We start from the raw sequence: 17,955 nt of genomic DNA on the forward strand, positions 1-17,955 counted from the left end.
GCGCGGTGCGGTGCCGGCGGAATCGGACGCTTTGCCGAGGGTGTGACCTGACGGTTTCGTGGTTGTGTCCAAAGGGTCCCCGCGCGGTGGGAGCGGTGTCATGATGAAGGGCATGGTTGAGGGGGAAGCGCCCACATCGGGCTGGCGGGTTCGGTACGACGGGAGTCGGGGCGACGTCGATGCGCTGAAGGCGTGGCTGGAGCGGGAGGAGTCGCTCAGCGGGCTGGTGCGTGCGGGGGAGCTGCGGATCGTGGCGAAGTCCCGGCGCGGTGACGGGCCGGAGTACATGGGCTCGCAGACGGATCTGGTGCTGGTGGTCATCGGGACCGTCGCCAATCTCACGACGATCGGCGCCTCCCTGGCCGCCTCGGCGCGGGCCTGGCGGGACAACCGGGAGCGGGTGACGGGGGAGCCGACCCCGGAACCGACGGTGGAAGAGCTGGAACCCGGCCAGGAGTAGTCCGGTGAGCGGCTTCGACCCTCGCGGGAAGGCCAACCGGGCGCTGGTCGTCGGCGTCTCCGAGTACGACTACACACAGCCCGAGGACCCGGGCGGCGTACCGGGACAGCTGGGCGCCGTCCTGCACAACTGCAAGGGGCTGCGCGACGTCCTGGAGCGCGGCGGGGTGTTCGGCCACCGCGAGGTGATCGTGAAGCACTCGCCCTACCACGACGAGTTCCAGGGCACCCTGCACCAGGTCGCCCAGGAGGCCGAGGGCCTGCTGCTGTTCTACTTCGCCGGGCACGGCATCGTGAACACGCGGGGCGACGAACTGCACCTCCAGATGCGCAACGCCCGCATCGTGCACGGCGTCAAGGAGGCGTTCGTCAACGCCGTCCACTTCGGGCACGTCCTCGCCGAACTGGCCGCGAGCCGGGCCGAGCGGGTCGTGGTGATCCTGGACTGCTGCTACTCGGGCAACGCGGCCGGCATGCCGAGCGGCCGTCTCGGCGACGACCGGCGCCGCCGTCAGATCCTGCTGCTGATGAGCGCGCAGGCCAACCAGCTCACCGACCCCGGCGACCACCGCAGAGCGACGCCCTTCACCCACGAGCTGATCCAAGTCCTCGGCGGACAAGGCGAGTTGTGGCTCTCCGGGGTGTACGAGAGGCTGAAGGAGCGGATGCGCGCGGCAGCCGTCCGTACCGTCCACGACGGAGTGCAGATGCCGCAGGGGGTGTGGGAACCCGGGGAGGACGTCCTGCTGGGCGGCGACCCCACACCCGAACCGGCCCCCGCGCCCACCCCCGATGTTCCGCCCCCGGCGACGACCGCACCGGCCCCGAGTCCACCCCGGCCCCGGCGCGCCAACCCGCTGCGTCCCCTCCTGCGCACCGGCGGCCGGTTCGTCCTCACCCTGCTGCTCACGGTCGCCGCGACCGTCGGCGGCGCCGCCGGGATCGTCGTACTCGTCGCGAGCGGCGACCCGGGCTGCGCCCCGCCGCTGCACCTGCGCGTGCTGACCGACCCGGACCTGGAACCGGTACTGACGGCGGCGGCGAACACGTACACCGAGTCGGAGGACAACCTCCGGGACGGGTGCAGGAGGAGCGGGATCGGGGTGTACGCCGCGAGCGCCACCGACGCGGTGACGGGGCTGCGGGAGCGGACGAACCACTGGTGGCGGCCGACCGGGCGGGAGGGCGAGCCGCAGCCGCAGCGGGACATCGGCCCGCAGCCGGACGTATGGATCCCGGCGACCCGCACGGACCTCGAACGCGCCGCACAGGACCCGGACGACCAGAACTCCGCGCAACTGCGGGCGGAGGGCGGGCCGTTCGCGTACTCCCCCGTCGTCCTCGCCGCCTCCGGCACCGTCCCCGGACAGCGCACCGGCCGGTCGCTCGCCGCGATGGCCGCCGACCTGGAGACCGACGTACGCCGGCCCGACCCGGAGTCCACGGACGCGGCGCTGCTCGCGACGATGGGCCTGTACGGGGAAACGGCCGACGCACGCGCCGGCGAGCGCCTCGTCGCCTCCGCCGGACCCCCGGCCCGCTCGGCCGCCGACCTGCTGTGCGCCGCCTCCCCGGACCGGCGCAGCGCACTCCTCGTACCCGAGTTCACGCTGCGCAACGACGCCGACTGCCCCTGGGGCGGCCTCCAGCCGCGTACCGCGCTGTACCCGGACGACGTACCGGGCCTGACCCCCACGTTCGTCCGGGTGACCTGGACCCCCGCCGGCCGGGACACCGAGGCGCGCGACGAGGCGGTGCGCGGGTTCCGGGACTGGCTGACCGGCGACAAGGGGAAGGCGGAACTCGGCAGGTACGGGCTGCGCTCGGCCGACCCCGGTCACGCGCTGCTCGGCATGGCACCGAGGGGAGCCCAGGCCAACCTCGCCGACCAGGAGCAGTACACCGACGCGACCGCCATGAACGCCACCCTGGAGCGGTACCGCAACGCCCTCGGACCCGGCCAGGTGCTGTTCCTGCTCGACAGCTCCGGATCCATGGACGGCCTGTGGCGGGGGCTGAGCAGCGGACCCGGACTGATCCAGCAGTCCCTCGGCGGACTCGGCGGGAAGGACCAGTACGGGGTGTGGTCGGTGGCCGGGCGGACCGGCCGCACCCACACCGACCTGCTGCGCTTCGGACCGCACGCGCGCGCCGACGCCGTACGCGCCCTGGAGGCCGCGCGGAAGGCGGGCGCGCGCGGGGACCAGGCCGACCCGTACCGGGCGCTGCGCGACGCGCTGGAGTTCATGAAGTCGCGGGGCGTCGACAGCCAGCGTCCCCGGCTGATCGTGTACGTCACCGACGACGAGGACAACGACCGGCTGACCGGCCAGAACCTGGAGGACCTGCGGGAGCTGGCCCGCACCGCGGGGACACCGGTGACCATGGTGTCGCTGGCCACCGGAGGCTGCGAGGAGGGCCGGGCCGACGCGGTCGTCTCCGCCGCCTCCGCAGGACGCTGCCTGGACCCCGGGGACGACCCGGCGGCCTCCCTGCGGGACGAGGTCGCGCGCACCGGAACGGGGGAGGGATGACGCGGCGCGCCTGGCTCGCGGCCCTGCTGCTGACGGCCACCGCCTGCACCGGCGGCACACCCCCCGAACAGCCGGTGGCCGGAGCGGACCCGCACCGGATCGTCGTCGCCAGCGGCCGGGACGTCACCGACGGCATCCGCCAGCGGCTCATCGACGCGTGGAACGCCCGGCAGCCGCCCGGCGGCTACAAGGCGTCCCTCGTCGAACTCCCCGGCTCCGCCGACCAGCAGCGCGGCCAGCTCCTCGGCGCGCTCCAGTCCGGGAGCAGCTCCTACGACGTCGTCAACCTGGACGTCACCTGGGTGCCGGAGTTCGCCGCCGCGAAACTCGTGCGACCGCTGCCGGACGACGCCGTCCGCGACCCCGCCGACCTCGTCGGACCCGTGGACGCGACGTCGTTCTGGGCCGGGAAGCGGTACGCCGTGCCGTTCAACAGCGACGTCGGGCTGCTGTACTACCGGCGCGACCAGGTCGGCGGTGAACTGGGGCCCGTGGTCGGATGGGCCGGCCTGCGCGGCTACATCGACGCCGTGCGCGGCAGGAGCCCGGCCGGCTGGGAGGCCGGCTGGACCACCCAGCTCGCCCCCTACGAAGGGCGGACCGTCAACGCCATCGAGGCGTTCGCCTCCGCCGTCGAGGGGCTGCGGATCACCGACGACGACGGGCACTACCGCGCCACCGAGGAGCAACTGGCCAAGGGCGTCGCGGAGTTGCGCGACCGTACGGCGGACGTCCTGCCGCGCGCGTACACCTCGAACGAGTCCGACTCGCTCAGCGACTTCACGCGGGGCAGGACCACGTTCCTGCGCAACTGGCCCTACGCGTACCCCGCGTTGTCCAAGGCGTTCGGCGACGCTCTCGGCGTGACCCAACTGCCGGGGAAGGCGGTGCTCGGCGGCCAGAACCTCGCGATGACCCGGTCCGTGTCCGGGGAGAAGGCCGCCAGGACCGCCGACCTGATCCGGTTCCTCACCGACGCCGACAGCGAACGGTGCCTGCTGTACGCCGGGTTCGCGGCGACCCGGGAGTCCTCCTACCGGGCGACGACTTCCTGCACGTACGCCGACACCTCCGGCGCGCAGAGCCCCGGCGAGAACCCCGGCGGCTGGAGCCCGGAGCGGGAGCGGTTCGGCCGGGACGTCCTGCTGCCCGCCCTGCGCGCCGCCGTCCAACGCCCCCGCACCCCGCTGTACGGGGCCGTCACCCAGACGTTCACCGAGGAACTCGCGCCACTGTTCACGAGCGGAGCGGACCCGGGGTCGGTGGCGAAGGCACTGGACGAGGCGCTGAAACGCGAACTGCCTTGAGGACGTGATGGTGTCTCAGCCGGTCCGGTGCCGGTCGTGGAGTACCGCCAAGGCGTATGCCACGCGCGTGTCCAGGTGTTCCGGGCGGTGGTGGTAGACCGCCTTGATGCCCCGGAAGTCGAGGGCGGGGCGGGAGTGGGGGGCTCGCCAGCGGGTTCGTTCGGGGGCCTTCAGGTCCAGGTCGAAATCCGGGAGGTCGTCGAAGAGGAAGGCCAGGGCGAGGACGACGAGGGCGTAGAGGAGGATCAGGGGGAACGTGAGGACGTAGAGGTACCAGGCGTACGCGGTTCCCCGGCGGCCGGTGAGGGTGGGGGACGCGGGGAACAGGACCGTCCAGCGGGCCCGGCGCGGCCAGGGGAGGAAGCGGCGGGGGCGGTGCATGACGCGGGCCAGGGGAGTGGCGTCGGGCGCCAGGACGTCGTACACGTCCCGGTAGGCGTCCTGGACGCGGACGACGGTGCACAGGAGGGTGTCGCCGGGGGTGCTGTGCAGGGTGTAGAGGGGTGGTCCGGGGAGGGGGGAGGAGATCCGGGCCAGCGGGGTGCCGTCGGGGACGCGGGTCAGGGTCGAGCGCGGTATGTGGTCCGGCGTCGCGGGGCTGAGGTCCGGGGTGACGGCGAACGTGTACGGCACGGCGTGGAAGCTCCCCGCGTTTGAGCTGCGTCACTCCCGGGGTATGCTCCCCGACCCGATTGGCGGACCCGACCCCCCGTATGGCAGACTAGCGGGGTTGCTCGGTCGAGTGTTGATGCTGTGCGCCTCCCGCCGGGAGGACCGGAAGCGAGTCCCACAGTACTCGTCGCCTTAACTGCCCAGAAGGGCAGCGCTGGGGCGGACGTACGGGAATCTTTCGGGAAGTGCGGTGCGGTACCGGCCAGGGGCTTGGTGGAAATCCTCGTGGACGGATGGTTCCCCTTGGGAACTTTTGTTGGCGAGGGTGCGACACGCCCGACCGCGTGGGTCGGAGCGAAGAGCGGAAACCACCAGGTTCCGGAGCGAAGAAGAACAGGACTACTGAGTAGCCATGGCGGGACAGAAGATCCGCATCCGGCTCAAGGCCTACGACCACGAGGTCATCGACTCCTCGGCGAAGAAGATCGTCGAGACGGTGACGCGCACTGGTGCGTCGGTCGCGGGCCCGGTGCCGCTGCCCACTGAGAAGAACGTGTACTGCGTCATCAAGTCGCCGCACAAGTACAAGGACTCGCGCGAGCACTTCGAGATGCGCACGCACAAGCGCCTGATCGACATCCTCGACCCGACGCCCAAGACCGTTGACTCTCTGATGCGACTCGACCTCCCGGCCGGTGTCGACATCGAGATCAAGCTCTAGGGGACGGTGATCTGAGAATGGCTAAGCAGATCAAGGGCATCCTGGGCGAGAAGCTCGGCATGACGCAGGTGTGGGACGAGAACAACCGTGTTGTTCCGGTCACCGTCGTCAAGGCCGGCCCCAACGTCGTCACCCAGGTCCGTACGAACGACGTCGACGGCTACGAGTCGGTCCAGATCGCCTTCGGCGAGATCGACCCGCGCAAGGTGAACAAGCCCCTCAAGGGCCACTTCGCCAAGGCCGACGTCACCCCCCGTCGTCACCTCGTCGAGATCCGCACCGCGGACGCCTCCGAGTACACGCTGGGCCAGGAGATCTCCGCCGAGGTCTTCGAGGCCGGCGTGAAGGTCGACGTCACCGGCAAGAGCAAGGGCAAGGGCTTCGCCGGTGTCATGAAGCGTCACAACTTCAAGGGCCTCGGCGCCGGTCACGGCACCCAGCGCAAGCACCGCTCGCCCGGCTCCATCGGTGGCTGCGCCACCCCGGGCCGCGTGTTCAAGGGCCTCCGCATGGCGGGTCGCATGGGCAACGAGCGTGTCACCACCCAGAACCTGACCGTCCACGCCGTTGACGCGGAGAAGGGTCTGCTGCTCATCAAGGGCGCCGTCCCCGGTCCGAACGGCGGCCTCGTCCTGGTCCGCACCGCGGCCAAGGGGGCCTGAGGTACCGATGAGCACTGTTGACATCCTTTCGCCTGCCGGCGAGAAGACCGGAAGCGTCGAACTCCCCGCGGAGATCTTCGGCGTGGAGAAGATCAGCATCCCGCTGATCCACCAGGTCGTCGTCGCGCAGAACGCGGCTGCCCGCCAGGGCACGCACAAGACCAAGACCCGTGGCGAAGTCCGTGGTGGTGGCAAGAAGCCTTACCGCCAGAAGGGCACCGGCCGCGCCCGTCAGGGCTCGACCCGCGCGCCGCAGTTCGCCGGCGGTGGCGTCGTGCACGGCCCCCAGCCGCGCGACTACTCGCAGCGGACGCCCAAGAAGATGAAGGCCGCGGCCCTGCGCCACGCCCTCACCGACCGGGCCCGCCACAACCGCATCCACGTCGTCACCGGCGTGATCGCGGGCGAGACCCCGTCCACGAAGGCCGCTCGCACGCTGTTCGGCAAGATCTCGGAGCGCAAGAACCTGCTCCTGGTCGTCGACCGCGCCGACGAGGCCGCGTGGCTGTCCGCCCGCAACCTGCCCCAGGTCCACATCCTGGAGCCGGGCCAGCTGAACACGTACGACGTGATCGTCTCGGACGACGTGGTCTTCACCCAGGCCGCTCTCGAGTCCTTCGTCGCCGGCCCGAAGGCCAACGACATCGAAGGGACTGAGGTCTGAGATGGCTATCCGTCACCCCTCTATCGCCCCCAAGGCCGCGAAGGCCGCCAAGGCCGCGCGCGTCGCCAAGGCGAAGCGCCACGAGGCCGAGGGCAAGAACACCGTCGTCACCCCGCTCAGCAAGTCCTTCACGGACCCCCGTGACGTGCTGCTGAAGCCGGTCGTGTCGGAGAAGAGCTACGCGCTCCTCGACGAGGGCAAGTACACGTTCGTCGTGGCCCCCGGCGCCAACAAGACCCAGATCAAGCAGGCCGTCCAGGCGGTCTTCTCGGTCAAGGTCACCGGCGTCAACACGATCAACCGCCAGGGCAAGCGCAAGCGCACCAAGACCGGTTTCGGTAAGCGTGCGGACACCAAGCGCGCGATCGTGACCCTGGCCGAGGGCGACCGTATCGACATCTTCGGCGGTCCGACCGCGTAAGCGGGTCGGATCGTCCGATATCGGACGAGGACTGAGAAATGGGAATCCGCAAGTACAAGCCGACTACGCCGGGCCGTCGTGGCTCCAGCGTCGCCGACTTCGTCGAGGTCACGCGGTCCACGCCGGAGAAGTCGCTGGTCCGCCCGCTGCACAGCAAGGGCGGTCGTAACAACTCCGGTCGTGTGACCGTTCGCCACCAGGGTGGCGGACACAAGCGCGCCTACCGCGTGATCGACTTCCGTCGTCACGACAAGGACGGCGTGCCGGCGAAGGTCGCGCACATCGAGTACGACCCCAACCGCACCGCGCGCATCGCGCTGCTGCACTACGCCGACGGCGAGAAGCGCTACATCATCGCGCCGCGCGGCCTCACGCAGGGCGACCGCGTCGAGAACGGTCCCGGGGCCGACATCAAGCCCGGCAACAACCTGGCGCTCCGCAACATCCCGGTCGGTACCACGATCCACGCGATCGAGCTCCGTCCCGGTGGCGGCGCCAAGTTCGCCCGCTCCGCCGGTGCCTCGGTGCAGCTGCTCGCGAAGGAGGGCTCGATGGCCCACCTCCGCATGCCCTCCGGCGAGATCCGCCTGGTCGACCAGCGCTGCCGCGCCACGGTCGGCGAGGTCGGCAACGCCGAGCAGAGCAACATCAACTGGGGCAAGGCCGGCCGTAAGCGCTGGTTGGGCGTCCGCCCGACCGTGCGTGGCGTGGCGATGAACCCGGTCGACCACCCGCACGGTGGTGGTGAGGGCAAGACCTCCGGTGGTCGCCACCCGGTCTCCCCGTGGGGTCAGAAGGAAGGTCGTACTCGTTCGCCCAAGAAGGCGTCGAACAAGTACATCGTCCGCCGCCGCAAGACGAACAAGAAGCGCTAGGAGCGGGTTTAGATGCCGCGCAGTCTCAAGAAGGGACCCTTCGTCGACGGCCACCTGATCAAAAAGGTGGACGCCCAGAACGAAGCCGGTTCCAAGAACGTCATCAAGACCTGGTCCCGTCGCTCCATGATCATCCCGGCGATGCTCGGGCACACGATCGCGGTGCACAACGGCAAGACCCACATCCCGGTGTTCGTCACCGAGTCGATGGTCGGCCACAAGCTCGGCGAGTTCTCGCCGACGCGCACCTTCCGGGGTCACGTCAAGGACGACCGGAAGTCGAAGCGCCGCTAAGCGCGGATCGCATCAGACACGTAAGTAACTGAGAGGGACAACCATGGAAGCCAGGGCCCAGGCGCGGTACATCCGCGTTACGCCCATGAAGGCCCGCCGCGTGGTGGACCTTATCCGTGGCATGGACGCCACGGAGGCTCAGGCGGTCCTGCGATTCGCCCCGCAGGCCGCTTCCGAGCCCGTCGGCAAGGTGCTGGACAGCGCCATCGCCAACGCCGCTCACAACTACGACCACCCCGACGCCACGTCGCTGTTCATCAGCGAGGCGTACGTCGACGAGGGCCCGACCCTGAAGCGGTTCCGTCCGCGCGCCCAGGGCCGTGCCTACCGGATCCGCAAGCGGACCAGCCACATCACCGTGGTCGTCAGCAGCAAGGAAGGAACCCGGTAATGGGCCAGAAGGTTAACCCGCATGGGTTCCGGCTCGGCATCACCACGGACTTCAAGTCCCGGTGGTACGCCGACAAGTCGTACAAGGAGTACGTCGGCGAGGACGTCGCCATCCGTCGGATGATGACGTCCGGCATGGAGCGCGCCGGTATCTCGAAGGTCGAGATCGAGCGCACCCGTGACCGCGTCCGCGTCGACATCCACACCGCGCGTCCGGGCATCGTCATCGGCCGCCGCGGCGCCGAGGCCGACCGTATCCGCGGTGACCTGGAGAAGCTGACCAAGAAGCAGGTCCAGCTCAACATCCTCGAGGTCAAGAACCCGGAGACGGACGCTCAGCTGGTGGCCCAGGCCGTCGCCGAGCAGCTCTCCTCCCGCGTCTCCTTCCGCCGTGCCATGCGCAAGAGCATGCAGTCGGCGATGAAGGCCGGCGCCAAGGGCATCAAGATCCAGTGCGGTGGCCGTCTCGGCGGCGCCGAGATGTCCCGCTCGGAGTTCTACCGCGAGGGCCGTGTGCCCCTGCACACGCTCCGCGCGAACGTGGACTACGGCTTCTTCGAGGCCAAGACGACCTTCGGCCGTATCGGTGTGAAGGTCTGGATCTACAAGGGCGACGTCAAGAACATCGCCGAGGTCCGCGCCGAGAACGCCGCAGCCCGCGCCGGCAACCGCCCGGCCCGTGGCGGTGCCAACGACCGTCCGGCCCGTGGTGGCCGTGGCGGCGGTGGCGGCGAGCGTGGCGGTCGCGGTCGTAAGCCGCAGCAGGCTGCCGCAGCCGAGGCCCCCGTGGCCGAGGCTCCGGCCGCCGCTCCGGCTGCCGAAAGCACCGGAACGGAGGCCTGACCGACATGCTGATCCCCCGTAGGGTCAAGCACCGCAAGCAGCACCACCCCAAGCGGGACGGCGCTGCCAAGGGCGGCACGCAGGTGTCGTTCGGCGAGTACGGCATTCAGGCCATCACCCCGGCCTACGTGACGAACCGTCAGATCGAGGCCGCTCGTATCGCCATGACGCGTCACATCAAGCGTGGCGGCAAGGTCTGGATCAACATCTACCCGGACCGTCCCCTCACCAAGAAGCCCGCCGAGACCCGCATGGGTTCCGGTAAGGGTTCCCCGGAGTGGTGGATCGCCAACGTCAAGCCCGGACGCGTGATGTTCGAGCTGTCGTACCCCAACGAGAAGATCGCCCGTGAGGCGCTGACTCGTGCGGCCCACAAGCTGCCGATGAAGTGCCGGATCGTCAAGCGCGAGGCAGGTGAAGCGTGATGTCGGCCGGTACCAAGGCGTCCGAGCTGCGCGAACTGGGTGACGAGGAGCTTCTCGCGAAGCTCCGCGAAGCCAAGGAAGAGCTGTTCAACCTCCGCTTCCAGGCGGCGACGGGCCAGCTCGAGAACCACGGTCGGCTCAAGGCCGTCCGTAAGGACATCGCGCGGATCTACACCCTGATGCGTGAGCGCGAGCTGGGCATCGAGACGGTGGAGAGCGCCTGATGAGCGAGAACAACGTGACTGAGCAGACCGCAGAGGCCCGCGGCTTCCGCAAGACCCGTGAGGGTCTCGTCGTCAGCGACAAGATGGACAAGACCGTCGTCGTCGCCGTCGAGGACCGCGTCAAGCACGCTCTGTACGGCAAGGTCATCCGCCGTACGAACAAGCTCAAGGCTCACGACGAGCAGAACGCCGCCGGCGTCGGCGACCGCGTCCTCCTGATGGAGACCCGGCCGCTGTCCGCCACGAAGCGGTGGCGCATCGTCGAGATCCTCGAAAAGGCCAAGTAAGACATCCTGCGGGGCATTCCTCGCAGGACGGTTCCGCCAGGCTCGGCAGGGGTCTCGTACTGAGACCCCTGCCGGGAACCGGCAGACACACAGGAGATAGACGTGATCCAGCAGGAGTCGCGACTGCGCGTCGCCGACAACACTGGTGCGAAGGAAATCCTTTGCATCCGTGTGCTCGGTGGCTCCGGTCGCCGCTACGCGGGCATCGGTGACGTCATCGTTGCCACCGTCAAGGACGCGATCCCGGGCGGCAACGTGAAGAAGGGCGATGTCGTCAAGGCGGTCATCGTGCGCACCGTCAAGGAGCGCCGTCGTCCGGACGGCTCGTACATCCGCTTCGACGAGAACGCCGCCGTCATTCTGAAGAACGACGGTGACCCTCGTGGTACCCGCATCTTCGGCCCCGTCGGGCGTGAGCTGCGCGAGAAGAAGTTCATGAAGATCATCTCGCTGGCCCCGGAGGTGCTGTAAGCATGAAGATCAAGAAGGGCGACCTGGTCCAGGTCATCACCGGTAAGGACAAGGGCAAGCAGGGCAAGGTCATCGCGGCCTTCCCCCGCGAGGACCGCGTCCTGGTCGAGGGTGTCAACCGGGTCAAGAAGCACACCAAGGCCGGTCCGACCGCTGGCGGTTCGCAGGCCGGCGGCATCGTCACGACCGAGGCGCCGGTCCACGTCTCCAACGTCCAGCTGGTCGTTGAGAAGGACGGCAAGAAGGTCGTCACGCGTGTCGGTTACCGCTTCGACGACGAGGGCAACAAGGTTCGCGTTGCCAAGCGGACGGGTGAGGACATCTGATGGCTACCACCACCACTCCGCGTCTCAAGACGAAGTACCGCGAGGAGATCGCGGGCAAGCTGCAGGACGAGTTCACCTACGAGAACGTCATGCAGATCCCCGGCCTCGTGAAGATCGTGGTCAACATGGGTGTCGGCGACGCCGCCCGTGACTCGAAGCTGATCGAGGGCGCGATCCGCGACCTCTCCACGATCACCGGCCAGAAGCCGCAGGTCACCAAGGCCCGCAAGTCCATCGCGCAGTTCAAGCTGCGTGAGGGCCAGCCGATCGGTGCCCACGTCACGCTCCGCGGTGACCGCATGTGGGAGTTCCTGGACCGCACCCTGTCGCTCGCGCTCCCGCGCATCCGCGACTTCCGCGGCCTGTCCCCCAAGCAGTTCGACGGCCGTGGCAACTACACCTTCGGTCTCACGGAGCAGGTCATGTTCCACGAGATCGACCAGGACAAGATCGACCGCGTCCGGGGTATGGACATCACCGTGGTGACCACGGCGACCAACGACGCTGAGGGCCGCGCGCTCCTTCGTCACCTCGGCTTCCCGTTCAAGGAGGCGTGAGCATGGCGAAGAAGGCTCTGATCGCTAAGGCTGCTCGCAAGCCCAAGTTCGGTGTGCGCGCGTACACCCGCTGCCAGCGCTGCGGCCGTCCGCACTCCGTGTACCGCAAGTTCGGCCTGTGCCGTGTGTGCCTTCGTGAGATGGCTCACCGCGGCGAGCTGCCGGGCGTGACCAAGAGCTCCTGGTAGTCCCGTACTTCGGGATTCCAGAGGCTCTCGGTAAGCACTGGGCGTGTCAGGCGCCCCCCTCTCCATGCCGTAGGCTTGGGGGGTTGGGCGCCTGATGGTCGCCCGTACGACTTACTACGCCGTAGGTCCCCGCACCGCACCCGTCCCGCCACTGAGTGGGGAGAGGGATGGCGCATACAGGAAACCCCGGCGAGAGAGGCCGAAGGCCAATTCATGACCATGACTGACCCGATCGCAGACATGCTGACGCGTCTGCGGAACGCGAACTCGGCGTACCACGATTCCGTGACCATGCCGGCTTCGAAGATCAAGTCCCACATCGCGGAGATCCTCCAGCAGGAGGGCTTCATCACGGGCTGGAAGGTCGAGGACGCCGAAGTCGGCAAGAACCTCACCATCGAGCTCAAGTTCGGCCCGAACCGTGAACGCTCCATCGCGGGCATCAAGCGGATCTCCAAGCCCGGTCTCCGGGTTTACGCGAAGTCCACCTCCCTGCCGAAGGTGCTGGGCGGCCTCGGCGTGGCGATCATCTCCACGTCGCACGGGCTCCTCACCGAAAAGCAGGCCGGCAAGAAGGGCGTGGGTGGGGAAGTCCTCGCCTACGTCTGGTAGCAGAAGGGAACGGAGGAAACAGCTATGTCGCGTATCGGCAAGCTCCCCATCGCGGTTCCCGCCGGCGTGGACGTCACCATCGACGGCCGCACGGTGAAGGTCAAGGGCCCCAAGGGCGAGCTGACCCACACCGTCGCAGCTCCGATCGACATCGCCAAGGGTGAGGACGGCGTGCTGAGCGTCACCCGCCCCAACGACGAGCGTCAGAGCAAGGCCCTGCACGGCCTGTCCCGCACGCTGGTGGCGAACATGATCACCGGCGTGACCCAGGGTTACGTGAAGAAGCTCGAGATCAGCGGTGTCGGTTACCGCGTGGCCGCGAAGGGCACGAGCCTCGAGTTCGCGCTCGGTTACAGCCACCCGATCGTCGTCGAAGCGCCCGAGGGCATCTCTTTCAAGGTGGAGAACCCGACCCGCTTCCAGGTCGAGGGCATCGACAAGCAGAAGGTCGGCGAGGTTGCGGCGAACATCCGCAAGCTGCGCAAGCCTGACCCGTACAAGGCCAAGGGTGTCAAGTACGAGGGCGAAGTCATCCGCCGCAAGGTCGGAAAGGCGGGTAAGTAAGCCATGGCATACGGACAGAAGATCCTGAAGGGCGACGCCTACAAGCGCGCCGCGATCAAGCGCCGTCACCTGCGCATCCGCAAGCGGATCAACGGTACGGAAGAGCGTCCTCGTCTGGTCGTTACCCGCTCCAACCGCCACATCGTGGCCCAGGTGATCGACGACCTCAAGGGGCACACCCTTGCGTCGGCGTCCACCCTGGACACCTCGATCCGCGGTGGCGAGGGCGACAAGTCCGCGCAGGCCAAGCAGGTCGGCGCCCTGGTCGCCGAGCGTGCCAAGGCCGCCGGTGTCGAGGCCGTGGTGTTCGACCGTGGTGGCAACCAGTACGCCGGGCGCATCGCCGCCCTGGCGGACGCCGCCCGCGAAGCCGGGCTCAAGTTCTGAGCCGCTCGTAGCTAGCGGAAAGAGAGAGGTAATCCAATGGCTGGACCCCAGCGCCGTGGAAGCGGTGCCGGTGGCGGCGAGCGGCGGGACCGTAAGGGTCGTGACGGTGGCGCTGCCGCCGCAGAGAAGACCGCGTACGTCGAGCGTGTCGTCGCGATCAACCGTGTCGCCAAGGTTGTCAAGGGTGGCCGTCGCTTCAGCTTCACCGCGCTCGTCGTGGTGGGCGACGGTGACGGCACCGTAGGTGTCGGTTACGGCAAGGCCAAGGAGGTGCCGGCCGCCATCGCCAAGGGTGTTGAGGAGGCCAAGAAGCACTTCTTCAAGGTCCCCCGTATCCAGGGCACCATCCCGCACCCGATCACGGGCGAGAAGGCCGCGGGCGTCGTCCTGCTCAAGCCTGCCTCCCCCGGTACCGGCGTCATCGCCGGTGGCCCGGTGCGTGCCGTGCTGGAGTGCGCGGGCGTGCACGACATCCTGTCGAAGTCGCTCGGCTCGTCCAACGCGATCAACATCGTCCACGCGACGGTGGAGGCCCTCAAGGGTCTCCAGCGTCCGGAGGAGATCGCGGCTCGCCGCGGCCTCCCCCTGGAGGACGTCGCCCCCGCGGCTCTGCTGCGGGCGCGTGCCGGGGCTGGTGCTGCGTAATGGCCCGCCTCAAGATCACGCAGACGAAGTCCTACATCGGCAGCAAGCAGAACCACCGTGACACGCTGCGTTCGCTCGGGCTCAAGCGCCTGAACGACGTCGTCGTCAAGGAGGATCGTCCCGAGTTCCGCGGCATGGTGCACACCGTCCGCCACCTCGTGACGGTCGAGGAGGTCGACTGATCATGGCGGAGAACAGCCCGCTCAAGATCCACAACCTCCGTCCGGCCCCCGGCGCCAAGACCGCCAAGACCCGTGTCGGTCGTGGTGAGGCGTCGAAGGGTAAGACGGCAGGCCGTGGTACCAAGGGTACGAAGGCCCGTTACCAGGTTCCGGAGCGCTTCGAGGGTGGCCAGATGCCCCTCCACATGCGTCTTCCGAAGCTGAAGGGCTTCAAGAACCCGTTCAAGACCGAGTTCCAGGTCGTGAACCTCGACAAGCTGGCCGCCCTCTACCCCGAGGGTGGCGAGGTCACCGTCGAGGGTCTGGTGGCCAAGGGCGCGGTTCGCAAGAACAGCCTCGTCAAGGTCCTCGGCCAGGGTGAGATCTCCGTGGCGCTCCAGGTGACGGTCGACGCCGTCTCCGGGTCCGCCAAGGAGAAGATCACCGCCGCCGGCGGCACGGTCACCGAGCTCGTCTGATCACCTCAGGCGCCTCGATGACATGAGCGATCCCGACCGGGGATACCCCACAAAAGGGGTATCCCCGGTCGGTCGTTCCAGAGGGGGCAGTGTCGCCGGTAAGGTGGCCTGCGCTGTCTGTTATTCAGCACCGTCGTTAACCAACCGTCGAACCTCAGACCGTCACCCTTGACGCAGATGCGCGGGGGTCGCAGGAGGCACCGTGCTCACCGCGTTCGCCCGGGCGTTCAAGACGCCCGACCTGCGCAAGAAGCTGCTCTTCACGCTCGGTATCGTCGTGGCCTACCGGGTCGGTACCCACGTCCCGATCCCCGGCGTCGACTACAAGTCCGTCCAGCAGTGCGTGGACGAGGCGTCCGGCAACCAGAGCCTCTTCGGGCTGATCAACATGTTCAGCGGCGGCGCGCTGCTCCAGATCACGATCTTCGCGCTGGGGATCATGCCGTACATCACGGCGAGCATCATCCTCCAGCTGCTGACCGTCGTGATCCCGCGCCTGGAAGCCCTCAAGAAGGAAGGGTCGGCGGGTACCGCGAAGATCACGCAGTACACCCGCTACCTGACCGTGGCACTCGCCATCCTTCAGGGCACCGGTCTCGTCGCCACCGCCCGCAGCGGCTCCCTCTTCTCCGGCTGCTCCGTCGCGAGCAACATCGTCCCGGACCGCGACATCTTCAGCACCATCGTGATGGTCATCTGCATGACCGCCGGTACGGCCCTCGTCATGTGGCTCGGTGAGCTCATCACCGACCGCGGCATCGGCAACGGCATGTCCATCCTGATGTTCATCTCGATCGCCGCGACCTTCCCCTCCGCGCTGTGGGGCATCAAGAAGCAGGGCACCCTGGCCGGCGGCTGGATCGAGTTCGGCACCGTCATCGCGGTCGGCCTCGTCATGGTCGGCCTCGTCGTCTTCGTCGAGCAGGCCCAGCGGCGCATTCCCGTCCAGTACGCGAAGCGCATGATCGGCCGCCGGTCCTACGGCGGTACGTCGACCTACATCCCCCTCAAGGTGAACCAGGCGGGCGTCATCCCCGTCATCTTCGCCTCGTCGCTGCTCTACATCCCGGCGCTGATCGTCCAGTTCTCCAACTCGCAGGCCGAGTGGGCGACCTGGGTCACCCGCAATCTCGCCGACACGGCGGCGCCGGTGCACATCGCGCTGTACTTCCTGCTGATCGTGTTCTTCGCCTTCTTCTACGTCGCGATTTCCTTCAACCCCGAGGAAGTTGCCGACAACATGAAGAAGTATGGTGGATTCATCCCGGGCATCCGGGCTGGCCGACCGACCGCTGAGTACCTCTCCTACGTACTCAACCGGATCACCTGGCCGGGTTCGCTGTACTTGGGCCTGATCGCTCTCGTCCCGACGATGGCGTTGGCTGGTTTCGGGGCAAACCAGAACTTCCCGTTCGGCGGTACCAGCATCCTGATCATCGTGGGTGTCGGTCTGGAGACCGTGAAGCAGATCGAGAGCCAGCTCCAGCAGCGCAATTACGAAGGGTTCCTCCGCTGATGCGAATCGTCCTCGTCGGGCCGCCGGGTGCCGGGAAGGGTACGCAGGCCGCGTTCCTCGCTCGGAATCTGTCGATCCCGCACATCTCCACGGGTGATCTCTTCCGCGCCAACATCAGCCGGCAGACCGAGCTCGGGAAACTCGCGAAGTCCTACATGGACGCGGGCAACCTGGTGCCGGACGAGGTCACCATCGGGATGGCCAAGGACCGCATGGAGGAGCCGGACGCCGAGGGCGGTTTCCTCCTCGACGGTTTCCCGCGCAACGTCTCGCAGGCCGAGGCGCTCGACGAGATGCTCCGCACCGAGTCCATGAAGCTGGACGCGGTGCTGGACCTGGAGGTCCCCGAGGAGGAGGTCGTCAAGCGGATCGCCGGGCGGCGGATCTGCCGCGAGGACTCCAGCCACGTCTTCCACGTGACGTACAGCCCGCCGAAGCGTGACGGTGTCTGCGACGTCTGCGGCGGCGAGCTGTACCAGCGCGACGACGACTCCGAGGACACCGTCCGTACGCGGCTGGAGGTCTACCACACGCAGACCGAGCCGATCATCGACTACTACAAGTCCCAGGGGCTGGTCGTCACCATCTCCGCGCTGGGCAAGGTCGACGAGGTCACGGCGCGTGCCATGGAGGCGCTCCAGGCCGAGTAGGGCCCGGCGACTTCGCATCGGAGCCCCCGCTGTCCCTGAGGGACGGCGGGGGCTTCTTTGTGTGCGCTTTGCTGAAACATCAGATAGTCGTGGACATGCAAGATCCCGGTGGATAAGGTCGTCCCGACCAACGGGGGAAACGGTGGTCGGCAGGGCCAACTTCCGTATGCCCCCGTGCAGTTGAGCCGTTCTCGGCTCTCACAACGGGGAGAATCTCTTATGAAGACCGCAATCAAGCGCGCGGGCATCGTCGCCGCCTCCGCCGCCGTCGCCATCGGCTTCGCGTCCTCGCCGGCCATGGCGAGCAACGTCAGCATCAGCCTGCCGAGCGGGCGCGGGACGATGACCTTCATCGACGACGGTGACAAGTTCCGCGTCTGTGACACCAAGGTCGACGACCACGGGGTCACCGGGTACGTCCGGCAGCTCCGTGCCGACGGGCGCATCGTCACCATCCTGACCATCGACGACGGTGGCGACAACGGCTGCGACACGAAGGAGACCGACCTCCTCGGCCGCACGCCGCACGACATGGTGCTCTGCTGGAACGGCGGCGGCGCCTGTGTCGTCTCGCCGGTGATCCGCGAGAGCTGAGCCCCTAGGTTCCCTCCGAAGCCCCGGTCGAGTGCACCGACCGGGGCTTCGGCGTACGTCTGTGCGTGGGCGTATCCTGAGGTGCCG

28 protein-coding genes are annotated in these 17,955 nt (G+C 68.2%); 27 read left to right on the top strand and 1 reads right to left on the bottom strand.

Annotated elements, in window-relative coordinates:
- The first annotated feature begins 112 nt into the window (after positions 1 to 112).
- The 3 genes from ACQCO7_RS25725 to ACQCO7_RS25735 are packed head-to-tail and all read left to right on the top strand — an operon-like array spanning position 113 to position 4,300.
- On the top strand, positions 113 to 460 hold the full coding sequence (locus ACQCO7_RS25725; protein WP_464074038.1) for an effector-associated constant component EACC1: 348 nt from the start codon (positions 113 to 115) through the stop codon (positions 458 to 460).
- Positions 461 to 464: 4 nt separating this feature from the next.
- Positions 465 to 2,993, top strand: coding sequence for a caspase family protein (locus ACQCO7_RS25730; RefSeq protein WP_464074039.1), 2,529 nt, complete (start codon positions 465 to 467; stop codon positions 2,991 to 2,993).
- On the top strand, positions 2,990 to 4,300 hold the full coding sequence (locus ACQCO7_RS25735) for an extracellular solute-binding protein (RefSeq protein WP_464074040.1): 1,311 nt from the start codon (positions 2,990 to 2,992) through the stop codon (positions 4,298 to 4,300). Before ACQCO7_RS25730 ends, ACQCO7_RS25735 begins: the two co-directional genes overlap by 4 nt.
- A 15-nt stretch (positions 4,301 to 4,315) precedes the next feature.
- Here the strand turns inward: ACQCO7_RS25735 and ACQCO7_RS25740 are convergent, their stop codons facing one another.
- Positions 4,316 to 4,933, bottom strand: a complete 618-nt coding sequence (locus ACQCO7_RS25740; protein ID WP_464074041.1) for a hypothetical protein — start codon at positions 4,931 to 4,933, stop codon at positions 4,316 to 4,318.
- A gap of 391 nt (positions 4,934 to 5,324) precedes the next feature.
- On the opposite strand from ACQCO7_RS25740, the gene rpsJ reads away from it, so the two are divergent.
- The 24 genes from rpsJ to ACQCO7_RS25860 all read left to right on the top strand — a co-directional run bounded on the left by rpsJ (position 5,325) and on the right by ACQCO7_RS25860 (position 17,868).
- Entirely contained in the window at positions 5,325 to 5,633 is a 309-nt protein-coding gene (gene rpsJ, locus ACQCO7_RS25745; protein WP_003948644.1) for a 30S ribosomal protein S10, read from the top strand.
- Positions 5,634 to 5,650: 17 nt separating this feature from the next.
- Complete coding sequence (rplC, locus tag ACQCO7_RS25750) at positions 5,651 to 6,295, top strand: 50S ribosomal protein L3 (protein WP_005481233.1); 645 nt, start codon at positions 5,651 to 5,653, stop codon at positions 6,293 to 6,295.
- Positions 6,296 to 6,302: 7 nt separating this feature from the next.
- Entirely contained in the window at positions 6,303 to 6,959 is a 657-nt protein-coding gene (gene rplD / locus ACQCO7_RS25755) for a 50S ribosomal protein L4 (RefSeq protein WP_464074042.1), read from the top strand.
- Between the two features lies 1 nt (position 6,960).
- A complete protein-coding gene (gene rplW / locus ACQCO7_RS25760) occupies positions 6,961 to 7,380 on the top strand; it encodes a 50S ribosomal protein L23 (RefSeq protein WP_010354238.1) in 420 nt (139 codons plus the stop codon).
- 38 nt (positions 7,381 to 7,418) lie between these two features.
- Positions 7,419 to 8,255, top strand: coding sequence for a 50S ribosomal protein L2 (gene rplB / locus ACQCO7_RS25765; protein ID WP_055718841.1), 837 nt, complete (start codon positions 7,419 to 7,421; stop codon positions 8,253 to 8,255).
- 12 nt (positions 8,256 to 8,267) lie between these two features.
- Positions 8,268 to 8,549, top strand: a complete 282-nt coding sequence (gene rpsS / locus ACQCO7_RS25770) for a 30S ribosomal protein S19 (protein ID WP_409119278.1) — start codon at positions 8,268 to 8,270, stop codon at positions 8,547 to 8,549.
- A 43-nt stretch (positions 8,550 to 8,592) separates the two neighbouring features.
- The gene (gene rplV, locus ACQCO7_RS25775; protein ID WP_010354235.1) at positions 8,593 to 8,940 is read left to right on the top strand and encodes a 50S ribosomal protein L22; all 348 of its coding nucleotides are present in this window, start codon (positions 8,593 to 8,595) and stop codon (positions 8,938 to 8,940) included.
- Complete coding sequence (rpsC, locus tag ACQCO7_RS25780; protein WP_010354234.1) at positions 8,940 to 9,782, top strand: 30S ribosomal protein S3; 843 nt, start codon at positions 8,940 to 8,942, stop codon at positions 9,780 to 9,782. The genes rplV and rpsC overlap by 1 nt, the downstream gene beginning before the upstream one ends.
- A 5-nt stretch (positions 9,783 to 9,787) precedes the next feature.
- On the top strand, positions 9,788 to 10,207 hold the full coding sequence (rplP, locus tag ACQCO7_RS25785) for a 50S ribosomal protein L16 (protein WP_055718837.1): 420 nt from the start codon (positions 9,788 to 9,790) through the stop codon (positions 10,205 to 10,207).
- Positions 10,207 to 10,431, top strand: a complete 225-nt coding sequence (rpmC, locus tag ACQCO7_RS25790) for a 50S ribosomal protein L29 (protein WP_003998824.1) — start codon at positions 10,207 to 10,209, stop codon at positions 10,429 to 10,431. The genes rplP and rpmC overlap by 1 nt, the downstream gene beginning before the upstream one ends.
- Complete coding sequence (gene rpsQ / locus ACQCO7_RS25795) at positions 10,431 to 10,718, top strand: 30S ribosomal protein S17 (protein WP_010354232.1); 288 nt, start codon at positions 10,431 to 10,433, stop codon at positions 10,716 to 10,718. The genes rpmC and rpsQ overlap by 1 nt, the downstream gene beginning before the upstream one ends.
- Before the next feature lie 102 nt (positions 10,719 to 10,820).
- Positions 10,821 to 11,189 (top strand): 50S ribosomal protein L14, encoded by a 369-nt coding sequence (rplN, locus tag ACQCO7_RS25800; protein WP_003998823.1) that lies wholly within the window; start codon positions 10,821 to 10,823, stop codon positions 11,187 to 11,189.
- 2 nt (positions 11,190 to 11,191) lie between these two features.
- Entirely contained in the window at positions 11,192 to 11,515 is a 324-nt protein-coding gene (gene rplX / locus ACQCO7_RS25805) for a 50S ribosomal protein L24 (protein ID WP_010354230.1), read from the top strand.
- The gene (gene rplE, locus ACQCO7_RS25810) at positions 11,515 to 12,072 is read left to right on the top strand and encodes a 50S ribosomal protein L5 (protein WP_010354229.1); all 558 of its coding nucleotides are present in this window, start codon (positions 11,515 to 11,517) and stop codon (positions 12,070 to 12,072) included. Before rplX ends, rplE begins: the two co-directional genes overlap by 1 nt.
- Positions 12,073 to 12,074: 2 nt before the next feature.
- The gene (locus tag ACQCO7_RS25815; protein ID WP_003956452.1) at positions 12,075 to 12,260 is read left to right on the top strand and encodes a type Z 30S ribosomal protein S14; all 186 of its coding nucleotides are present in this window, start codon (positions 12,075 to 12,077) and stop codon (positions 12,258 to 12,260) included.
- 213 nt (positions 12,261 to 12,473) lie between these two features.
- Positions 12,474 to 12,872, top strand: coding sequence for a 30S ribosomal protein S8 (gene rpsH, locus ACQCO7_RS25820; protein WP_010354228.1), 399 nt, complete (start codon positions 12,474 to 12,476; stop codon positions 12,870 to 12,872).
- A 24-nt stretch (positions 12,873 to 12,896) separates the two neighbouring features.
- Complete coding sequence (rplF, locus tag ACQCO7_RS25825; protein WP_050372997.1) at positions 12,897 to 13,436, top strand: 50S ribosomal protein L6; 540 nt, start codon at positions 12,897 to 12,899, stop codon at positions 13,434 to 13,436.
- A 3-nt stretch (positions 13,437 to 13,439) separates the two neighbouring features.
- A complete protein-coding gene (gene rplR / locus ACQCO7_RS25830) occupies positions 13,440 to 13,823 on the top strand; it encodes a 50S ribosomal protein L18 (RefSeq protein ID WP_010354226.1) in 384 nt (127 codons plus the stop codon).
- A gap of 36 nt (positions 13,824 to 13,859) precedes the next feature.
- Entirely contained in the window at positions 13,860 to 14,468 is a 609-nt protein-coding gene (gene rpsE / locus ACQCO7_RS25835; RefSeq protein ID WP_010354225.1) for a 30S ribosomal protein S5, read from the top strand.
- Positions 14,468 to 14,650: a 50S ribosomal protein L30 gene (rpmD, locus tag ACQCO7_RS25840; RefSeq protein ID WP_005313525.1), complete on the top strand. Its 183-nt coding sequence runs from the start codon at positions 14,468 to 14,470 to the stop codon at positions 14,648 to 14,650. The genes rpsE and rpmD overlap by 1 nt, the downstream gene beginning before the upstream one ends.
- A 2-nt stretch (positions 14,651 to 14,652) precedes the next feature.
- Positions 14,653 to 15,108: a 50S ribosomal protein L15 gene (gene rplO, locus ACQCO7_RS25845; protein WP_055718833.1), complete on the top strand. Its 456-nt coding sequence runs from the start codon at positions 14,653 to 14,655 to the stop codon at positions 15,106 to 15,108.
- Between the two features lie 202 nt (positions 15,109 to 15,310).
- Positions 15,311 to 16,624: a preprotein translocase subunit SecY gene (gene secY / locus ACQCO7_RS25850; RefSeq protein WP_010354223.1), complete on the top strand. Its 1,314-nt coding sequence runs from the start codon at positions 15,311 to 15,313 to the stop codon at positions 16,622 to 16,624.
- The gene (locus tag ACQCO7_RS25855) at positions 16,624 to 17,274 is read left to right on the top strand and encodes an adenylate kinase (protein WP_464074043.1); all 651 of its coding nucleotides are present in this window, start codon (positions 16,624 to 16,626) and stop codon (positions 17,272 to 17,274) included. The genes secY and ACQCO7_RS25855 overlap by 1 nt, the downstream gene beginning before the upstream one ends.
- Positions 17,275 to 17,493: 219 nt before the next feature.
- Positions 17,494 to 17,868, top strand: a complete 375-nt coding sequence (locus tag ACQCO7_RS25860) for a hypothetical protein (RefSeq protein ID WP_464074044.1) — start codon at positions 17,494 to 17,496, stop codon at positions 17,866 to 17,868.
- Positions 17,869 to 17,955: the final 87 nt, after the last annotated feature.

It is taken from the genome of Streptomyces saintjeani (genome assembly GCF_055409605.1).

Excerpts from the sequence above, each read along its gene's own strand:
- ACQCO7_RS25725 (WP_464074038.1), top strand. The coding sequence starts at position 113 with ATGGTTGAGGGGGAAGCGCCCACATCGGGCTGGCGGGTTCGGTACGAC.
- ACQCO7_RS25735 (WP_464074040.1), top strand. The coding sequence starts at position 2,990 with ATGACGCGGCGCGCCTGGCTCGCGGCCCTGCTGCTGACGGCCACCGCC.
- rpsJ (WP_003948644.1), top strand. The coding sequence starts at position 5,325 with ATGGCGGGACAGAAGATCCGCATCCGGCTCAAGGCCTACGACCACGAG.
- rplC (WP_005481233.1), top strand. The coding sequence starts at position 5,651 with ATGGCTAAGCAGATCAAGGGCATCCTGGGCGAGAAGCTCGGCATGACG.
- rplD (WP_464074042.1), top strand. The coding sequence starts at position 6,303 with ATGAGCACTGTTGACATCCTTTCGCCTGCCGGCGAGAAGACCGGAAGC.
- rplW (WP_010354238.1), top strand. The coding sequence starts at position 6,961 with ATGGCTATCCGTCACCCCTCTATCGCCCCCAAGGCCGCGAAGGCCGCC.
- rplB (WP_055718841.1), top strand. The coding sequence starts at position 7,419 with ATGGGAATCCGCAAGTACAAGCCGACTACGCCGGGCCGTCGTGGCTCC.
- rpsS (WP_409119278.1), top strand. The coding sequence starts at position 8,268 with ATGCCGCGCAGTCTCAAGAAGGGACCCTTCGTCGACGGCCACCTGATC.
- rplV (WP_010354235.1), top strand. The coding sequence starts at position 8,593 with ATGGAAGCCAGGGCCCAGGCGCGGTACATCCGCGTTACGCCCATGAAG.
- rpsC (WP_010354234.1), top strand. The coding sequence starts at position 8,940 with ATGGGCCAGAAGGTTAACCCGCATGGGTTCCGGCTCGGCATCACCACG.
- rplP (WP_055718837.1), top strand. The coding sequence starts at position 9,788 with ATGCTGATCCCCCGTAGGGTCAAGCACCGCAAGCAGCACCACCCCAAG.
- rpmC (WP_003998824.1), top strand. The coding sequence starts at position 10,207 with ATGTCGGCCGGTACCAAGGCGTCCGAGCTGCGCGAACTGGGTGACGAG.
- rpsQ (WP_010354232.1), top strand. The coding sequence starts at position 10,431 with ATGAGCGAGAACAACGTGACTGAGCAGACCGCAGAGGCCCGCGGCTTC.
- rplX (WP_010354230.1), top strand. The coding sequence starts at position 11,192 with ATGAAGATCAAGAAGGGCGACCTGGTCCAGGTCATCACCGGTAAGGAC.
- rplE (WP_010354229.1), top strand. The coding sequence starts at position 11,515 with ATGGCTACCACCACCACTCCGCGTCTCAAGACGAAGTACCGCGAGGAG.
- ACQCO7_RS25815 (WP_003956452.1), top strand. The coding sequence starts at position 12,075 with ATGGCGAAGAAGGCTCTGATCGCTAAGGCTGCTCGCAAGCCCAAGTTC.
- rpsH (WP_010354228.1), top strand. The coding sequence starts at position 12,474 with ATGACCATGACTGACCCGATCGCAGACATGCTGACGCGTCTGCGGAAC.
- rplF (WP_050372997.1), top strand. The coding sequence starts at position 12,897 with ATGTCGCGTATCGGCAAGCTCCCCATCGCGGTTCCCGCCGGCGTGGAC.
- rplR (WP_010354226.1), top strand. The coding sequence starts at position 13,440 with ATGGCATACGGACAGAAGATCCTGAAGGGCGACGCCTACAAGCGCGCC.
- rpsE (WP_010354225.1), top strand. The coding sequence starts at position 13,860 with ATGGCTGGACCCCAGCGCCGTGGAAGCGGTGCCGGTGGCGGCGAGCGG.
- rpmD (WP_005313525.1), top strand. The coding sequence starts at position 14,468 with ATGGCCCGCCTCAAGATCACGCAGACGAAGTCCTACATCGGCAGCAAG.
- rplO (WP_055718833.1), top strand. The coding sequence starts at position 14,653 with ATGGCGGAGAACAGCCCGCTCAAGATCCACAACCTCCGTCCGGCCCCC.
- ACQCO7_RS25855 (WP_464074043.1), top strand. The coding sequence starts at position 16,624 with ATGCGAATCGTCCTCGTCGGGCCGCCGGGTGCCGGGAAGGGTACGCAG.
- ACQCO7_RS25860 (WP_464074044.1), top strand. The coding sequence starts at position 17,494 with ATGAAGACCGCAATCAAGCGCGCGGGCATCGTCGCCGCCTCCGCCGCC.